This window comes from Streptomyces malaysiense, assembly GCF_000980885.2.
Taxonomy (GTDB): domain Bacteria; phylum Actinomycetota; class Actinomycetes; order Streptomycetales; family Streptomycetaceae; genus Streptomyces; species Streptomyces malaysiense.
Window position 1 is genome coordinate 43,378 of record NZ_LBDA02000080.1, and the last position, 15,297, is coordinate 58,674.

Genomic DNA, 15,297 nt, shown 5'->3' on the forward strand with positions numbered 1-15,297 from the left:
CTCAGGCGGCGGACGTGCCGGCCGAGCTCGATGTGGACGTCGTCGTCGACGACTTCGAGTCGGAGGAGGCCGAGGACGTGCCGGCCGCCGGACCGGACGAGGCGGAGCCGGACGGCTTCGCCGCCGGGCTGCTGCTCGACGTGGAGCCGCGCGAATCGTTGCGGTAGAAGCCGGAGCCCTTGAAGACAATGCCGACCGCGGAGAACACCTTCTTCAGGCGCCCGGCGCAGCTGGGGCACTCGGTCAGGGCGTCGTCGGTGAACTTCTGCACCGCCTCGAGGCCCTCGCCGCACTCGGTGCACTGGTACTGGTAGGTCGGCACTGTCTTCCTCCTGGCACTCTCACTCATTGAGTGCTAACGACGCTCCATAGTGACGTATTCCCCGGGATCAGTCCACCGTCACCGGCGAGCGGTGACCGACGCCACGTGCCACGGTCTGCGTCTCCTGGCGCGCGATCAGCGCGGATCGCAGCGCCACCAGGGTCAGCAGGGCGAGCACCGTGCCACCCATCGGCACCAGGAATCCCGAGCCGCCCCACAGCCGGTCCTCCAACTGCCCGGCGACGGTGACCGCGGCCGCCTGGCCGAGCGCGACCGCGCCGGTCAGCCAGGTGAACGCCTCGGTGCGGGCGCGGGCCGGGACCAGGGCCTCGACCAGCGTGTAGCCGGTGATCAGCGACGGCGCGATGCACATGCCGACCAGCAGGCCGAGCGCGGCGAGCAGCAGCACCGAGTGCGCCGTCCAGAGCGCGGACGCGGTCAGCGCGAGCGCGGCGTAGCCGACGACCAGGCGCCGCTGGGGTGCCGTCCTCCAGGCGATCGCGCCGCAGACGATGCCGGACAGCATGTTCCCGGCGGCGAAGACGCCGTACAGGACGCCGTTCAGGCCGGGCTCGCCGATCGACTCGGTGAAGGCGGCCAGGGAGACCTGCATGCCGCCGAAGACCGAGCCGATGCCGAGGAAGGTCACGACCAGCACCCGGACACCGGGGGTCCGGAGCGCGGAGCCGTGCCCCACGCGCGCGGGCCCGGCCGTGACCGACACCGCGGGCTGCGTGCTCTTCTGCGCGGCGAACAGCAAACCGCCCACGAGGGTCAGCGCCGCCTCCGTGAGCAGACCGGCCGCCGGGGTGACGGCGGTGCACAGGGCGGTGGCCAGCAGGGGCCCGAACACGAAGGTCAGCTCGTCCGTGACCGACTCGAACGCGGCCGCGGTGCCCATCAGGGGTGAGCCCTGGAGCTTCACGCCCCAGCGCGCCCGCACCATGGGCCCGACCTGCGGCACCGAGGCGCCGGTCGGCACGGCCGCCAGGAACAGCGCCCACAGCGGGGCGTGCGCCAGCGCGAGCGCCGTCAGGGACAGACCCGACACGGTGTGCACCAGGACGCCGGGGACCAGCACGGCGCGCTGGCCGTAGCGGTCGGCCAGGCGCCCGCTGTAGGGCGCGAACAGCGCCATGGAGACACCGGTGACGGCCGCGGCGGCACCGGCGGCGCCGTACGAGCCGGTGGTGTGCTGCACCAGCAGCACGATGGACAGGGTGAGCATCGCGAACGGCTGGCGTGCCGCGAAGCCGGGGAGCAGGAAGGTCCAGGCGCCGCGGGTGCGCAGCAGTGCTCCGTATCCGGGGCGGGAGGAGGCGGTCGAGGTCTTCGCCGCTTCGTCGGTGACCGTGGATCCCACGGCCCGTGCCTTTCTGCCGCCTGGTAGCGCGCGTCCCGTGTGGGGTCCGGGCGCCGAGAGCTGTCCTCTTGCGCGGACTGCGGTAGATACCGGCGCCCACGGCAAGGTGGGGGGCGTCGCGGCCGCCATACGGTCGCGCCAGCTCTGCGTCAGGCAGAGTTGGTTCGATCAGGGTGCCCCTTCATCGTACAGGGGCAACCCCCGCACCGGCTGTGAAAACGAGCACCGTCGAGCCGGTCGCCTGGGATTCCGCGGCGCGTACGCCAGGTGTGAACCGCGGGAAACCTGCTCTTAACGTGAGCCCCCTGAGCGTGAGCCCCCGGAACGTGAGCCCCCGGCCCGCGCGTGCCCCGGCTTGGAGCCCCCGGGCCGAGCGCCCCGGGCGTCCGTGCCGTCCGTGCCCAGCCAGCCCGCCAGCTTGCCGCCGTGGGCGACCGCGCGCAGCCGCGCCTCCGCCGAGTCGCGGACCGGGTCGGTGGCGACCACCAGGAGTTCGTCCCCGCGCCGCAGCACCGTGCTGGGCAGCGGTACGAACGACTTGCCCTCGCGCACCACCAGCGTCACGGCGGATCCGGACGGCAGCCGCAGCTCGGAGATCTCGACGCCGTGCATCCGGGACTCCTCCGGGATGGTCACGGACAGCAGGTGCCCGCGAAGCCGCTCCAGGGGTGCCGACTCGATGCCGAGGTCGGCCGCCTCGCCCTTCTCGCCCAGGCGCAGCGTGCGCGCCAGCCACGGCAGCGTCGGCCCCTGGACGAGGGTGTAGACGACGACCAGGACGAAGACGATGTTGAAGATCCGCCGGCTGCCGTCGACGCCGTTCACCATGGGGATCGTCGCCAGGATGATGGGCACGGCGCCGCGCAGTCCCGCCCAGGACATCAGGGTCTGCTCCTGCCAGGGCACCCGGAACGGGGTCAGGCTGAACACCACGCTGAGCGGGCGGGCCACCATGGTCAGCACCAGGCCGATGACCAGGGCGGGTACGACGTCGTCGCCCAGTTCGTGCGGGGTGACCAGGAGGCCGAGCAGGACGAACATGCCGATCTGGGCGATCCAGCCGAGCCCCTCGGCGAAGCCGCGGGTGGCCGGCCAGTGCGGCAGCTTGGCGTTGCCGAGCACCATGGAGGCCAGGTAGACCGCGAGGAAGCCACTGCCGTGCCCGAGGGCGCCGGCCGCGTACGCCGAGATGGCGATCGCGAGGACGGCGATCGGGTAGAGGCCGGAGGCGGGCAGCGCCACGTGCTTGAGTCCCCAGGAGCCGATCGCGCCCACCGCGAGTCCCACGGCCGCGCCGATGGCCAGTTCCAGGGCTATCTCGCCGATCAGCACGTACCAGTGCTCGACCGGTCCCGCCGTGGAGAACGCGACGACCAGGATGACGACCGGGGCGTCGTTGAAGCCCGATTCCGCCTCCAGGGAGCCCGTCACGCGTGCGGGCAGGGGGATTCTGCGCAGCACGGAGAAGACCGCCGCCGCGTCCGTCGAGGACACCACCGCGCCGATGATGAGCGCCTGCCGCCACTCCAGCCCGACCAGGTAATGCGCGCTCGCCGCGGTGACCCCGACGCTGACCGCGACGCCCGCGGTCGCGAGGACGGCGGCGGAGGACAGGACCGGGCGCACTTCCTTCCACTTGGTGCCGAGGCCGCCCTCGGCGAGGATCACGACCAGGGCCGCGTAGCCGATGACCTGTGTGGCCGCGGCACTGTCGAAGTGGATGTGGCCCAGGCCGTCCTGGCCCATGACGACGCCGATCCCCAGGTAGACGAGCAGGCTGGGGAGCCCGCTGCGTGAGGAGATCCGCACGGCCGCGACGGCGACCAGCAGGACGAGGGAGCAGACGAGCAGAAGCTGGTTGAGGTGGTGAACAGTCAGCGGCGGTTCCCTTCCTTGGCCCGAGCGCGGGGCGCGCGGACGCGCGAACACAAGATCCGAGGCTGCGGCGCACCGCATCCAGGTACTTCGTTACCTTACCTAATTCTTGACGCTTTCTTGACGTTAGGGGGAAGGGATCGAACGCTCGTGCGCGCTGGTTCCCGACTCCGCGTCAAGGCGCACAGGGTCCTGCGCCTATGGTTGCTCCAGCGCTCATTCAAAGTCATGGCCCGACCTGCCGCTCGCGTTAGGACAGCAAGGACAGCGATGCCCCCGAACACCACCGCCACAACGGGTGACACCGCCACCACCGGTGCCGCGCCCGCCAAGTCAGGCAGGAAGAAGGGGCGCAAAGCCCGACTGCTCGTCCTGCTGCTGGTCCTGGCCGTCATCGCGGGCATCGCCTACGGCGGCTTCTGGTCGGTCAGCACCGTGCGTGCCTCCCTCCCGCAGACCACGGGCTCGATCACACTCGACGGGCTGTCGGGCCCGGTCGACGTCAAGCGGGACGGCAACGGCATCCCGCAGATCTACGCGTCCTCCGACGAGGACCTGTTCATGGCGCAGGGCTACGTCCAGGCGCAGGACCGGTTCTACGAGATGGACGTGCGCCGGCACATGACGGCGGGGCGCCTGTCGGAGATGTTCGGCAAGGGCCAGGTCAAGAACGACGAGTTCCTGCGCACCCTCGGCTGGGACCGGGTCGCCAAACAGGAGTACGACACCAAGCTGTCGGCCTCCGCCAAGCGCTACCTGGACGCCTACTCCAAGGGCGTCAACGCGTACCTGAAGGGCAAGAGCGGCAAGGACATCTCCCTGGAGTACGCCGCCCTCGACCTGACCAACGACTACAAGCCCGAGCAGTGGACCCCGGTCGACTCGATCTCCTGGCTGAAGGCGATGGCCTGGGACCTGCGCGGCAACATGCGCGACGAGATCGACCGCGCGCTGATGACGAGCCGGCTCGGGCCGCAGCAGATCCAGGACCTTTACCCGGACTACCCGTACAGCCGCAACAAGCCGATCGTGCAGGAGGGCCAGTACGACGCGCTGAGCAAGAGCTTCGAGCAGAGCGCCGCCCCGGGCACGCCCGTGGGCACCGGTACCGGCACCGGCACGACGGGGACCGCGGGCAGCACCGGTACGACGGGCAGCGCGGGCGGCGCCACGGGCTCCTCCGCGGGCACGACGGGCGCCACCGGCTCCGGACCCTCGGGCACCTCCGGTTCGGGCCTCACGAGCCAACTGGGTGGCCTCTACAGCTCCCTGAGTGACCTCCCGGCGGCCGTCGGCGTGAACGGTCAGGGCATCGGCTCCAACTCCTGGGTGGTCGGCGGCAGCCACACCATCACCGGCAAGCCGCTGCTCGCCAACGACCCGCACCTGGAGGCGTCCCTGCCGGGCGTCTGGTACCAGATGGGCCTGCACTGCCGGACCGTCTCGGCCAAGTGCCAGTACGACGTCACGGGTTACACGTTTGCCGGGATGCCCGGTGTGATCATCGGCCACAACGCCGACATCGCCTGGGGCATGACCAACTCCGGGGTCGACGTCAGCGACCTCTACCTGGAGAAGGTCACCGCCGGCGGCTACCTCTACGACGGCAAGGTGCGGCCCTTCAAGACCCGCCAGGAGACCATCAAGGTCGCCGGCGGCGCCTCCAAGACGATCGTCGTGCGCGAGACCCAGGACGGGATGCCGCTCCTGTCGGACCGCGACGACGAGCTGGTCCAGGTCGGCAAGAAGGCCACCGTCGACGCCGCCGCCCCGGACCGCGGCGACGGCTACGGCGTCGCCCTCAAGTGGACCGCGCTCGACCCGGGCACCTCCATGGACGCCGTCTTCGCGCTCGACAAGGCCGGCAACTGGAACGACTTCCGCGCGGCGGCCGCCAAGTTCGACGTGCCCTCGCAGAACCTGATCTACGCCGACACCCGCGACAACATCGGCTACACCCTGCCGGGCAGGATCCCGACGCGCTCCGCCGCGGACGACGGCTCCGTCCCGGCGCCCGGCTGGGACCCCAAGTACCGCTGGACCGGCTACATCCGGCAGGGCGAGCTGCCGTACGAGTACAACCCCAAGCGCGGCTACATCGTCACCGCCAACCAGGCCGTGGTCGACAAGGACAAGTACCCGTACACCCTGACCACCGACTGGGGCTACGGCACCCGCAGCCAGCGGATCACCGACCTGATCGAGTCCAAGATCAAGGGCGGCGGCAAGATCTCCACCGACGACATGCGGCAGATGCAGCTGGACGACAGCAGCGAGATCGCCAAGCTCATGGTGCCGAAGCTGCTGAAGATCAACCTGTCCGACAAGAACGTGCGTGACGCGCAGAAGCTGCTGGAGGGCTGGGACTACACCCAGGACTCCGACTCCGCCGCCGCCGCGTACTTCAACGCCGTGTGGCGCAACGTCCTCAAGCTCGCCTTCGGCAACAAGCTCCCCAAGGAGCTGCGGGTCAAGGGCCAGTGCCTGTGGGTCGACAAGATCGACAGCACCGGCCCGGTGGACGACGACAACACCAAGGTGCGCGAGTGCGGCATGCGCGCCGCCGACGAGGCGCAGCCGGACGGCGGCGACCGCTGGTTCGAGGTCGTGCGCAACCTGATGAACAAGCCGGACAGCGACTGGTGGAAGACGCCCAAGCAGGGCACCCGCCCGGCGGCGAACAACATGGACCAGCTCTTCGCGCGCGCCATGATCGACGCCCGCTGGGAGCTGACCGCCAAGCTCGGCAAGGACATCGACACCTGGAGCTGGGGCCGGCTGCACCGGCTGTTCCTGAAGAACCAGACGCTCGGCACCGACGGCCCCAAGGTGCTCCAGTACCTGCTCAACCGCGGCCCCTGGAAGCTCAACGGCGGTGAGGCGGCCGTGGACGCGACCGGCTGGAACGCCGCGGGCGGCTACAACGTGGTCTGGGTGCCGTCGATGCGGATGGTCGTCAACCTCGCCGACCTCGACAAGTCCAAGTGGATCAACCTGACCGGCGCCTCCGGGCACGCGTTCAGCGCGCACTACACGGACCAGACGGACAAGTGGGCCAAGGGCGAGCTGCTGCCCTGGTCGTACTCCTCCAAGGCGGTCGACGCGAGCACGAGCGACACCCTCGTCCTCAAGCCGTAACCACCGCACCCGCTGAGCACGACGGCCCTCCACGCGCCCGTGGAGGGCCGTCGTGCGTATCCGGCCGCCTCAGGCGAAGCGACGTGCCCCGGACGGCGTCACCACCGCGTGCACCGGCCGGTCGTGCTCCTCCACCGGGACCCGCGCGACGACCTCCGTGTCGTAGAGCAGCACCACGAGGCGGGGACGCGCGCCCGCGCGCTCCAGCCGGGCCAGCACGCGGTCGTACGAGCCGCCGCCGCGCCCCAGCCGCATCCCGCGCGCGTCCACCGCGAGTCCGGGCAGCAGGACCACGTCCGCGCCCGTCACGGCGTCCGGGCCGAGCCGCGGGCCCGAGGGTTCGAGGAGGGCCATCTTCGAGCCGTGCCGGACCTCCGTCAGCGAGCCGGGCCCGGTGTACTCGCCCCAGTCCAGGTCGTTGTCGTCCAGCAGCGCGGGGAGCAGGACGCGGGTGCCCCGCGCGCGCAGCGCGTCCAGGAGCGCGCCGGTGCCGGGTTCCGCGCCGACGGAGACGTACGCGGCGACCGTGCGCGCCCCCGCCAGCTCGGGCAGCTCCAGGGCGCGCGCGGCCAGCGCCCGGCCCGACTCCCGTACGTCATCGTCCGGCAGCCCGTTCCTCATCGCGAGGAGACCTCGCCGCAACGTCCTCTTGTCAGGCTCTGTCACGCGTCCGTCGTCTTCCACGGGTCGTTCCCGCATCCTTTCCGTCCGCCGCACGGCGTCGGTGCCGTCCGGGCCGTGGTCAAAGGCTGGACCAAGCGGAGCCCCAGGTCGCACCGAGGGTCGCCGGTTAAGGTGGCGGGCATGACTCAGTCGCACCCCAGGATCAGCAAGGCTGTCATTCCGGCGGCGGGTCTTGGCACCCGGTTCCTGCCGGCGACCAAGGCCACTCCCAAGGAGATGCTGCCGGTCGTCGACAAGCCCGCGATCCAGTACGTGGTCGAGGAGGCCGTGTCCGCGGGGCTCGACGACGTCCTGATGATCACCGGTCGTAACAAGCGTCCCCTGGAGGACCACTTCGACCGCAACTACGAGCTGGAGTCCGCCCTCCAGAAGAAGGGCGACGCGAGCCGGCTCGCGAAGGTGCAGGAGTCCAGCGACCTGGCGACCATGCACTACGTCCGCCAGGGCGACCCGAAGGGCCTCGGCCACGCCGTGCTGTGCGCCGCCCCGCACGTCGGCCACGAGCCCTTCGCGGTCCTGCTCGGCGACGACCTGATCGACCCGCGCGACCCGTTGCTCCAGCGCATGATCGAGGTCCAGGAGGAGCACGGCGGCAGCGTGATCGCCCTCATGGAGGTCGCGCCCGAGCAGATCCACCTCTACGGCTGCGCGGCCGTAGAGGCCACCGCCGAGGGCGACACCGTCAAGATCACCGGCCTGGTCGAGAAGCCCGACCCCGCCGACGCCCCCTCCAACTACGCGATCATCGGCCGCTATGTGCTCGACCCGCACGTCTTCGGCATACTGCGCAAGACGGAACCGGGCCGCGGCGGCGAGATCCAGCTGACCGACGCGCTCCAGCAGCTCGCCACCGACGAGAAGCCGGGCGGCCCGGTGCACGGCGTCGTCTTCCAGGGCCGCCGCTACGACACCGGCGACCGCGGCGACTACCTGCGTGCCATTGTCAGGCTCGCATGCGAACGTGAAGACCTGGGCCCGGAGTTCCGGACCTGGCTCCGCAGTTACGTAGCCGAGGAGATGCAGCAGAGTTGAGCAGCGCCGCGACCCGCCCGACCGGCGAAGACGACCTGTGGTCGGTGGACCAGCACCTGGAGGACATCCTCTCCACGGTCCAGCCCCTGGAGCCCATCGAACTCCAACTGCTCGACGCCCAGGGCTGTGTCCTGGTCGAGGACGTCACGGTGCCGGTGTCGCTGCCGCCGTTCGACAACAGCTCGATGGACGGGTACGCGGTGCGGATCGCGGATGTGGAGGGCGCGAGCGAGGAGTTCCCGGCCGCCCTGGAGGTCGTCGGGGACGTCGCGGCGGGCGCGGACGACCCGGTGCGGGTCGGACCGGGCCAGGCCGCCCGGATCATGACCGGTGCCCCGCTGCCGCCCGGTGCCGAGGCCGTCGTCCCCGTCGAGTGGACCGACGGCGGGCTCGGCGAGGGCCCGGCCGGCGGCATGCGGGCCCGCAGCCTCGCCCCCGAGGACGCCGGGGGCCAGGTGCGCGTGCACCGTCCCGTCGAGGCACGCGCGCACGTACGGGCCGAGGGCAGCGACGTGAAGGCCGGTGATCGCGCTCTGGAGGCCGGGACGATCCTCGGCCCGTCGCAGATCGCCCTGCTCGCCGCGATCGGCCGGGGCACGGTGCGGGTGCGCCCGCGCCCGCGCGTGGTCGTCGTCTCCACCGGCAGCGAACTCGTCCAGCCCGGCGAGCAGCTGGGCCGCGGCCGGATCTACGACTCCAACAGCTTCGCCCTCACCGCCGCCGCGCGGGACGCGGGCGCCATCGCCTACCGGGTGGGCGCCGTCGCCGACGACGCCGAGACCCTGCGCTCGACCATCGAGGACCAGCTGATCCGCGCCGACCTGCTGGTCACCACGGGCGGAGTGAGCGTCGGGGCGTACGACGTGGTCAAGGAGGCGCTGGCGGACATCGGCGACGAGGACGTGCCGGGCGGCGGCATCGAGTTCCGCAAGCTGGCCATGCAGCCCGGCAAGCCCCAGGGCTTCGGCTCCATCGGACCCGACCACACGCCGCTGCTCGCGCTGCCGGGCAACCCCGTGTCCTCGTACGTCTCCTTCGAGCTGTTCGCCCGCCCCGCGATCCGCGCCCTCATGGGCCTCACCGATCTGCACCGGCCGGTGGTGCGGGCCACGCTCACCGCGGACAAGGCGCTGCGCTCCCCGAAGGGCCGCCGGCAGTTCCTGCGGGGCCGGTACGCCGACGGGGAGGTCACCCCGGTCGGCGGCGCGGGCTCCCACCTGGTGGCGGCGCTGGCGCACGCGGACGCGCTGATCGTCGTACCCGAGGACATGGAGTCCGTCGAGCCCGGCACCGAGGTGGACGTCGTACCGCTCGGCTGAAGCACGTCCGGGGCGGCTGCGCGAGACCGCTTGGCGGTAGCGTGTCGCGCACAGCAGGCCCGCGCACCGCACGGCGCGGGCCCGGACCGGGAGCGCCGCACAGCATGACCGAACCGTCCCGGGGGCAGACCCCCGGAAACCCCGCCCAGGATCACCTCACGCACCTCGACGCGGCCGGCGCGGCCCGCATGGTCGACGTCTCCGGCAAGGACGTCACCGCGCGCACCGCACGCGCCGGCGGTCGTGTCCTGGTCTCGCCCCGCGTGGTCGAGCTGCTGCGCGGCGAGGGGGTGCCCAAGGGAGACGCGCTGGCCACCGCGCGGATCGCGGGGATCATGGGCGCCAAGCGCACCCCGGACCTGATCCCGCTGTGCCACCCGTTGTCGGTGTCGGGTGTGAAACTGGACCTGTCGGTCGCGGACGACGCCGTCGAGATCCTGGCCACCGTGAAGACCACGGACCGCACGGGCGTCGAGATGGAGGCCCTCACCGCGGTGACGGTCGCCGCGCTCACCGTGATCGACATGGTCAAGGCGGTCGACAAGGGAGCGGTCATCACGGACGTACGCGTGCTGGAGAAGACCGGCGGCAAGTCGGGCGACTGGAGCCGGGCATGAGCTACCGCGCCCTGGTGATCACCGCCTCCAACCGGGCCGCCGCGGGCGTCTACGAGGACAGGGGCGGCCCGCTGATCGCCGACGGCCTCGCGCGCCTCGGCTTCGCCGTGGACGGCCCCCGGGTCGTTCCCGACGGGGAGCCGGTCGAGGCCGCCCTGCGCGAGGGCGCCGCCGCCGGGTACGACGCGATCGTCACCACCGGCGGCACCGGCCTCACCCCGACCGACCGCACCCCCGAGGCGACCCGCGCCGTCATCGACCACGAGGTGCCGGGCATTGCCGAGGCCATCCGGGCGTTCGGCATGGGGAAGGTGCCGACCGCCGCGCTCTCCCGGGGCGTCGCCGGGGTCGCCGGCCGGACCCTGATCGTCAACCTGCCGGGGTCCACGGGCGGGGTGAAGGACGGACTGGCCGTCCTGGAGCCCCTGTTGGCCCACGCCGTCGACCAGATCCGCGGTGGCGACCACGCCAGACCCAGCACGGGGGGTGCGCACTGAACGGGTCGACCTGGCCGGTCGTGCTGGTGGACGGCGATGTCGTCCTGCGGCCGATAAAGCTGCGCGACCAGCGGGAGTGGCGGGAGGTGAACCGCCGCAACCGGGACTGGCTGCGCCCCTGGGAGGCCACGATCCCGCCCCCCACCCCGAGCGGGCCGGTCGCGCACCGGCCGACGTACCGGCAGATGGTCCGGCATCTGCGCCGGGAGGCGCACGCGGGCCGGATGCTGCCGTTCGTCATCGAGTACCAGGGGCGCCTGGTCGGGCAGTTGACGGTCGCCGGAATCACCTGGGGGTCGATGTGCTCCGGGCACATCGGCTACTGGGTCGACGAGTCGGTGGCCGGGCGCGGGGTGATGCCGACGGCCGTCGCGCTGGTGGTGGACCACTGTTTCCGCACCGTCGGACTGCACCGCATCGAGGTGTGCATCCGCCCCGAGAACCGGCCCAGCCGCCGGGTGGTGGAGAAGCTCGGGTTCCGCGAGGAGGGGCTGCGGCCGCGTTATCTGCACATCGACGGCGCCTGGCGCGACCATCTGGTCTTCGCGCTGACCGCGGAGGAGGTGCCGGACGGGCTGCTCGGACGGTGGCGGCGGGCACGGTCGGCGGCACAGGGACCGAGAAATTGAATATGCGTTCGAAATTCTGATCCTAACGGTCGCAAAAAATGCTGGAAATATCAGCCAGATCGTGCGACACACCGGCTCAATTGGCGGATACCTTCGGTCAAACCCCTCTACCGTGTGAGTCGTGAGCAGCAGCGGCCTCATCTACGCAGTCATTGTCGGGGCCTGGGCCGCCTACTTGGTGCCGATGTGGCTCCGTAGGCAGGACGAGCTGAACGAGGCCCGTCCGACGGAACGCTTCAGTACCGCCATCCGGCTGCTTTCCGGACGGGCGGGGATGGAGCGCCGATACGCCAAGGACCTGCGGGCGCGCTCCACCGACCAGGGGGAGCAGGGCGCCGTCGATCCGGACGCCGTCACCGATTCGGTGGACGTCCGGGCCTTCGCCGTGCCCCCGACGCGCCGTCAGATCCTGGTGGAGGGCGAGCCCGAGGCGTCCCGGAGCCCGGAAGCCGACCGGGGACACGCCCCCGCGGCCCCGGTACGGCGGCACGCGCCGGCACCCCGACGCGTGCCTTCGGCACAGGCGGCCGCAGCGCGCGCCCGGCGCACGAAGGTGCTCGCGCGCCGTCGGCGCACCACCGTGCTGCTCTTCCTCGCCTTCACCGTGGGCGCGATCGTCGCGGCCGTCGGCGGCCTCGCCTTCCTGTGGGCGCCCGCCGCCCCCGCCGTGCTCCTCAGCGCTTACATCGCCTATCTGCGCACCCAGGAACGCCGCCGCTTCGCCTACCAGATGGACCGCCGCCGTGCCGAGGCCGCCGCCAAGCGACTGCGTGAGCGCCAGCCGCGACGGCGCGCGACCCCGGAGGCCGCCCGCGCCGCCGACGAACCGGAGGAGGCCACAGGGACCGACACGGACCCCGGCCTCTCCACACTCGCCGCCGACCGGCGCGCCCTGGTGGAGCAGACCGACCACGCCGAGTGGGTCGACCAGCAGCGCGAGCGGCAGCGGCGGCCCGGACATGGGGACAGCTGGGACCCGGTGCCGGTGCCCCTGCCCACGTACGTGACCGCGCCGGTCGCGCCGCGGGCCACCTCCGGTGTCGACCTGGGCGGCCCGGACACCTGGAGCTCGGCGCGGTCCAGCTCGGTCGTCCCGGAGCAGGAGACGGACCAGGCGCCCGCGGCCGGGGAGGACGAGCAGGCGTCCGCCGAGGCGGACCGGCCGGCCGACGGCCGCGGCGACGCCCGCCGTGCCGCCTCCGCCCGCCGTTCCCGGGAGCGTGGCCGCACACCGCTCTTCGACCAGTACGAGGACGGCGACCGTCCGCGCGCCGCCAACGAGTGACGGCCGCCACATCCGGGAAGCGGCCCCTGACCAGTTCGGGAGCGGATTTCCAAGCACCCCGATCAGGGTGCTAGAGTTTCACTCGTTGCAAGGGCCTGTGGCGCAGTCCGGTAGCGCACCTCGTTCGCATCGAGGGGGCCAGGGGTTCAAATCCCCTCAGGTCCACGCAGCTCAGAGCCCCGGTCGGGAAACCGACCGGGGCTCTGACATGTTGTACGGCCGTTTCGCCTTGTACGGCCGTCTCACCGGTCGCGTCGCCCGGCGGCCGTGGCGGGGGTTTTCGCGTCCGTCGCTCCGGCCCCGCCGCGACCGTCGCCCCGGCTACAGGTCCTTCGCGAAGCAGCGGCTCTCCTCGTGGAAGCGGTAGAAACCGAACTTGGGGCAGAGCGTGTAGCCGCTGGAGGCGTACAGGGCGATGGCCTCCGGCTGCTTGGTGCCCGTCTCCAGGACCATCCGCCGGCGTCCGGCCGCGCGGGCGTCCTCCTCCAGGGCGGTCAGGATCCGGCGGGCCAGGCCCCGGCCGCGCACCTCCTCGATCACATACATGCGCTTCAGCTCGGCGTCCCCGTCCGAGTAGCCCTCGTCGTTGCGCTCCTGGCTGCGCCAGCCGCCGGTGGCCACCGGGCGGTCGGACTCGTCGTACGCGATCAGGTACGCGCCCCGGGGCGGGAGGAAGTCCTGCGGGGTGAGGAAGGTTTCATCGCCGTCGTCGCCGTAACGGAGGGCGTATTCGGCCTGCACCGCGTCGTTGAGCTTTATGGCGTCGGGGTGGTCGAAACCTACGCGGCGAATGTTCATCTGGGCATCGCGCTTCCGTGCGGGAGGGACCCCTCGCTCGTGAGGGCTTCGTCCAGTGTGCCGGTATCGTGCTCCGGTGCTGACTGTGACCTCGGTGAACGTGAATGGGCTGCGGGCCGCCGCCAAGAAGGGCTTCGTGCCGTGGCTGGCCGGGACGCGGGCGGACGTCGTCTGCCTCCAGGAGGTGCGCGCCGAGCCGCACCAACTGCCCGCGGAGGTGCGCGAGCCCGAGGGCTGGCACGTGGTGCACGCCCCGGCGGCCGCCAAGGGGCGCGCGGGCGTCTCCCTGTACACCCGGCGCGAGCCCGACCGGGTGCGGATCGGCTTCGGGTCCGCCGAGTTCGACGGCAGCGGGCGCTATGCCGAGGTGGATCTGCCCGGTGTCACCGTCGCCTCCCTCTACCTCCCGTCCGGCGAGGTCGGCACCGAGCGGCAGGACGAGAAGATCCGCTTCATGGCGGAGTTCCTCGAACACCTCAAGGCGCTGCGCGGGCGCGCCGCCGCCGAGGGGCGCGAGGTGGTCGTCTGCGGCGACTGGAACATCGCCCACCGCGAGGCCGATCTCAAGAACTGGCGCGGCAACACCAAGAACTCCGGCTTCCTGCCCGAGGAGCGGTCCTGGCTCGGCCGGGTCCTCGCCCCCGAGGAGGGCGGCTACGTCGACGTCGTACGGGCCCTGCACCCGGACGTCGACGGCCCGTACACGTGGTGGTCGTACCGGGGGCGGGCCTTCGACAACGATTCCGGGTGGCGGATCGATCTCGCCGTGGCCACCCCCGGGCTCGCCCGGCGCGCGGTCAAGGCCGTGGTGGAGCGGGCGGCCTGCCACGAGGAGCGGTGGTCGGACCACGCCCCGGTGACGGTGACCTTCGAGATGTGAGGCCGGCGCCGCCCGCTCGGCGCCGGAGGCCGGGCGGGGCGTGTCCGGTCCGGCCGTGCGCGCGGCACCGCCGCCGCGGCGGCCCCGCGGCCTAATCCGCCTTGTTCAGCTGCCGGTCCATGGCCAGGGACAGCTCCGCCTCCACCACGCTGCGGGCGAGCGGGCGCAGGCGGTGCAGGTCCTCCTCCGGGGCGTGGCGCCGGATCAGGTCCGAGAAGAGGGTGGCCAGGGCCTCGGCGTGTTCCCGGACGCGGACGCCGGCCGCGAGGACCTCGGCGAGCGGGATGCCCTCGCGGACCAGGGCGGAGGAGACGTCCAGCAGACGCCGGCTGATGTGGACGATCTTGTCGCCGTCGGTGCCCAGGTAGCCCAGCTCCATGGCGGCGGCCAGGTTCTCCGGGGTGACCTCGCCCTCGAAGCGGGCGGCCAGTTCCTCCGGGGTGAGGCGGATCGGCTCCTCCTCGGTGGGGGCGCCGACGCCGAGCAGGTCGGCGACGTCCCGGCCCTGGTCCAGGGCCTCGGCCAGCTCCGCGATGCCGGTCAGGGTGTGGCCGCGCTCCAGCAGGGCGCCGATGGTGCGCAGCCGGGCCAGGTGGTGGTCGTCGTACCAGGCGATGCGGCCCTCGCGGCGGGGTGGCGGCAGCAGCTTGCGTTCGCGGTAGAAGCGCAGGGTGCGCACGGTGATGCCGGCCAGTCGGGCCAGCTCGTCCGTGCGGTACTCGCGCGGGCCCCGATGGGCCGCCTCCGGGTTCTCGGTGTCTGCTGCCACGCCCGAAGCCTATGGTGTACCGCCGGTAACTTTCCTTACCGCGCCCCCTACCGCTCGGTACGGAGCTGCTCTACAGTCCCATCGTGCCA

The 15,297-nt window shown here is 72.0% G+C and carries 14 protein-coding genes and 1 tRNA gene; 9 read left to right on the top strand and 6 right to left on the bottom strand.

The window, feature by feature from the left end:
* Position 1: 1 nt before the first annotated feature.
* The 3 genes from VT52_RS28940 to VT52_RS28950 all read right to left on the bottom strand — a co-directional run bounded on the left by VT52_RS28940 (position 2) and on the right by VT52_RS28950 (position 3,563).
* The gene (locus tag VT52_RS28940; RefSeq protein ID WP_046421618.1) at positions 2-322 is read right to left on the bottom strand and encodes an FmdB family zinc ribbon protein; all 321 of its coding nucleotides are present in this window, start codon (positions 320-322) and stop codon (positions 2-4) included.
* 67 nt (positions 323-389) lie between these two features.
* Positions 390-1,685, bottom strand: a complete 1,296-nt coding sequence (locus VT52_RS28945) for an MFS transporter (protein WP_046421617.1) — start codon at positions 1,683-1,685, stop codon at positions 390-392.
* 291 nt (positions 1,686-1,976) lie between these two features.
* Positions 1,977-3,563 (bottom strand): potassium/proton antiporter, encoded by a 1,587-nt coding sequence (locus VT52_RS28950; protein WP_240509921.1) that lies wholly within the window; start codon positions 3,561-3,563, stop codon positions 1,977-1,979.
* Between the two features lie 267 nt (positions 3,564-3,830).
* Between VT52_RS28950 and VT52_RS28955 the strand changes: the two genes are divergently transcribed.
* Positions 3,831-6,698, top strand: coding sequence for a penicillin acylase family protein (locus VT52_RS28955; RefSeq protein WP_046421615.1), 2,868 nt, complete (start codon positions 3,831-3,833; stop codon positions 6,696-6,698).
* Between the two features lie 69 nt (positions 6,699-6,767).
* On the opposite strand, the gene VT52_RS28960 is transcribed toward VT52_RS28955, so the two are convergent.
* Positions 6,768-7,319, bottom strand: coding sequence for a 5-formyltetrahydrofolate cyclo-ligase (locus VT52_RS28960; RefSeq protein WP_046421614.1), 552 nt, complete (start codon positions 7,317-7,319; stop codon positions 6,768-6,770).
* Positions 7,320-7,502: 183 nt separating this feature from the next.
* Here VT52_RS28960 and galU point away from each other — a divergent pair, with 183 nt between their 5' ends.
* From galU to VT52_RS28995, 7 genes are all read left to right on the top strand, one after another.
* Positions 7,503-8,414 (top strand): UTP--glucose-1-phosphate uridylyltransferase GalU, encoded by a 912-nt coding sequence (gene galU / locus VT52_RS28965; protein ID WP_046421612.1) that lies wholly within the window; start codon positions 7,503-7,505, stop codon positions 8,412-8,414.
* Complete coding sequence (glp, locus tag VT52_RS28970; RefSeq protein ID WP_046421610.1) at positions 8,411-9,733, top strand: molybdotransferase-like divisome protein Glp; 1,323 nt, start codon at positions 8,411-8,413, stop codon at positions 9,731-9,733. Before galU ends, glp begins: the two co-directional genes overlap by 4 nt.
* A 104-nt stretch (positions 9,734-9,837) precedes the next feature.
* A complete protein-coding gene (gene moaC / locus VT52_RS28975; protein WP_046421609.1) occupies positions 9,838-10,350 on the top strand; it encodes a cyclic pyranopterin monophosphate synthase MoaC in 513 nt (170 codons plus the stop codon).
* Positions 10,347-10,847 (top strand): MogA/MoaB family molybdenum cofactor biosynthesis protein, encoded by a 501-nt coding sequence (locus VT52_RS28980; RefSeq protein ID WP_046421608.1) that lies wholly within the window; start codon positions 10,347-10,349, stop codon positions 10,845-10,847. Before moaC ends, VT52_RS28980 begins: the two co-directional genes overlap by 4 nt.
* Positions 10,848-10,867: 20 nt before the next feature.
* Positions 10,868-11,476 (top strand): GNAT family N-acetyltransferase, encoded by a 609-nt coding sequence (locus VT52_RS28985; protein ID WP_172624771.1) that lies wholly within the window; start codon positions 10,868-10,870, stop codon positions 11,474-11,476.
* Positions 11,477-11,597: 121 nt separating this feature from the next.
* A complete protein-coding gene (gene sepX / locus VT52_RS28990; RefSeq protein ID WP_206306631.1) occupies positions 11,598-12,761 on the top strand; it encodes a divisome protein SepX/GlpR in 1,164 nt (387 codons plus the stop codon).
* Positions 12,762-12,852: 91 nt separating this feature from the next.
* Positions 12,853-12,926, top strand: a tRNA-Ala gene (locus VT52_RS28995).
* Between the two features lie 156 nt (positions 12,927-13,082).
* On the opposite strand, the gene VT52_RS29000 is transcribed toward VT52_RS28995, so the two are convergent.
* Positions 13,083-13,559, bottom strand: a complete 477-nt coding sequence (locus VT52_RS29000; protein ID WP_046420976.1) for a GNAT family N-acetyltransferase — start codon at positions 13,557-13,559, stop codon at positions 13,083-13,085.
* Between the two features lie 85 nt (positions 13,560-13,644).
* Here VT52_RS29000 and VT52_RS29005 point away from each other — a divergent pair, with 85 nt between their 5' ends.
* A complete protein-coding gene (locus VT52_RS29005; protein WP_046421016.1) occupies positions 13,645-14,439 on the top strand; it encodes an exodeoxyribonuclease III in 795 nt (264 codons plus the stop codon).
* A gap of 91 nt (positions 14,440-14,530) precedes the next feature.
* Here VT52_RS29005 and VT52_RS29010 read toward each other — a convergent pair whose 3' ends face one another.
* Positions 14,531-15,208, bottom strand: coding sequence for a MerR family transcriptional regulator (locus tag VT52_RS29010; RefSeq protein ID WP_046420977.1), 678 nt, complete (start codon positions 15,206-15,208; stop codon positions 14,531-14,533).
* Positions 15,209-15,297: the final 89 nt, after the last annotated feature.

Coding starts and splice junctions, on each gene's coding strand:
- VT52_RS28955 (WP_046421615.1), top strand. CDS start 3,831: ATGCCCCCGAACACCACCGCCACAACGGGTGACACCGCCACCACCGGT.
- VT52_RS28960 (WP_046421614.1), bottom strand. CDS start 7,319: ATGAGGAACGGGCTGCCGGACGATGACGTACGGGAGTCGGGCCGGGCG.
- galU (WP_046421612.1), top strand. CDS start 7,503: ATGACTCAGTCGCACCCCAGGATCAGCAAGGCTGTCATTCCGGCGGCG.
- moaC (WP_046421609.1), top strand. CDS start 9,838: ATGACCGAACCGTCCCGGGGGCAGACCCCCGGAAACCCCGCCCAGGAT.
- VT52_RS28980 (WP_046421608.1), top strand. CDS start 10,347: ATGAGCTACCGCGCCCTGGTGATCACCGCCTCCAACCGGGCCGCCGCG.
- VT52_RS29000 (WP_046420976.1), bottom strand. CDS start 13,559: ATGAACATTCGCCGCGTAGGTTTCGACCACCCCGACGCCATAAAGCTC.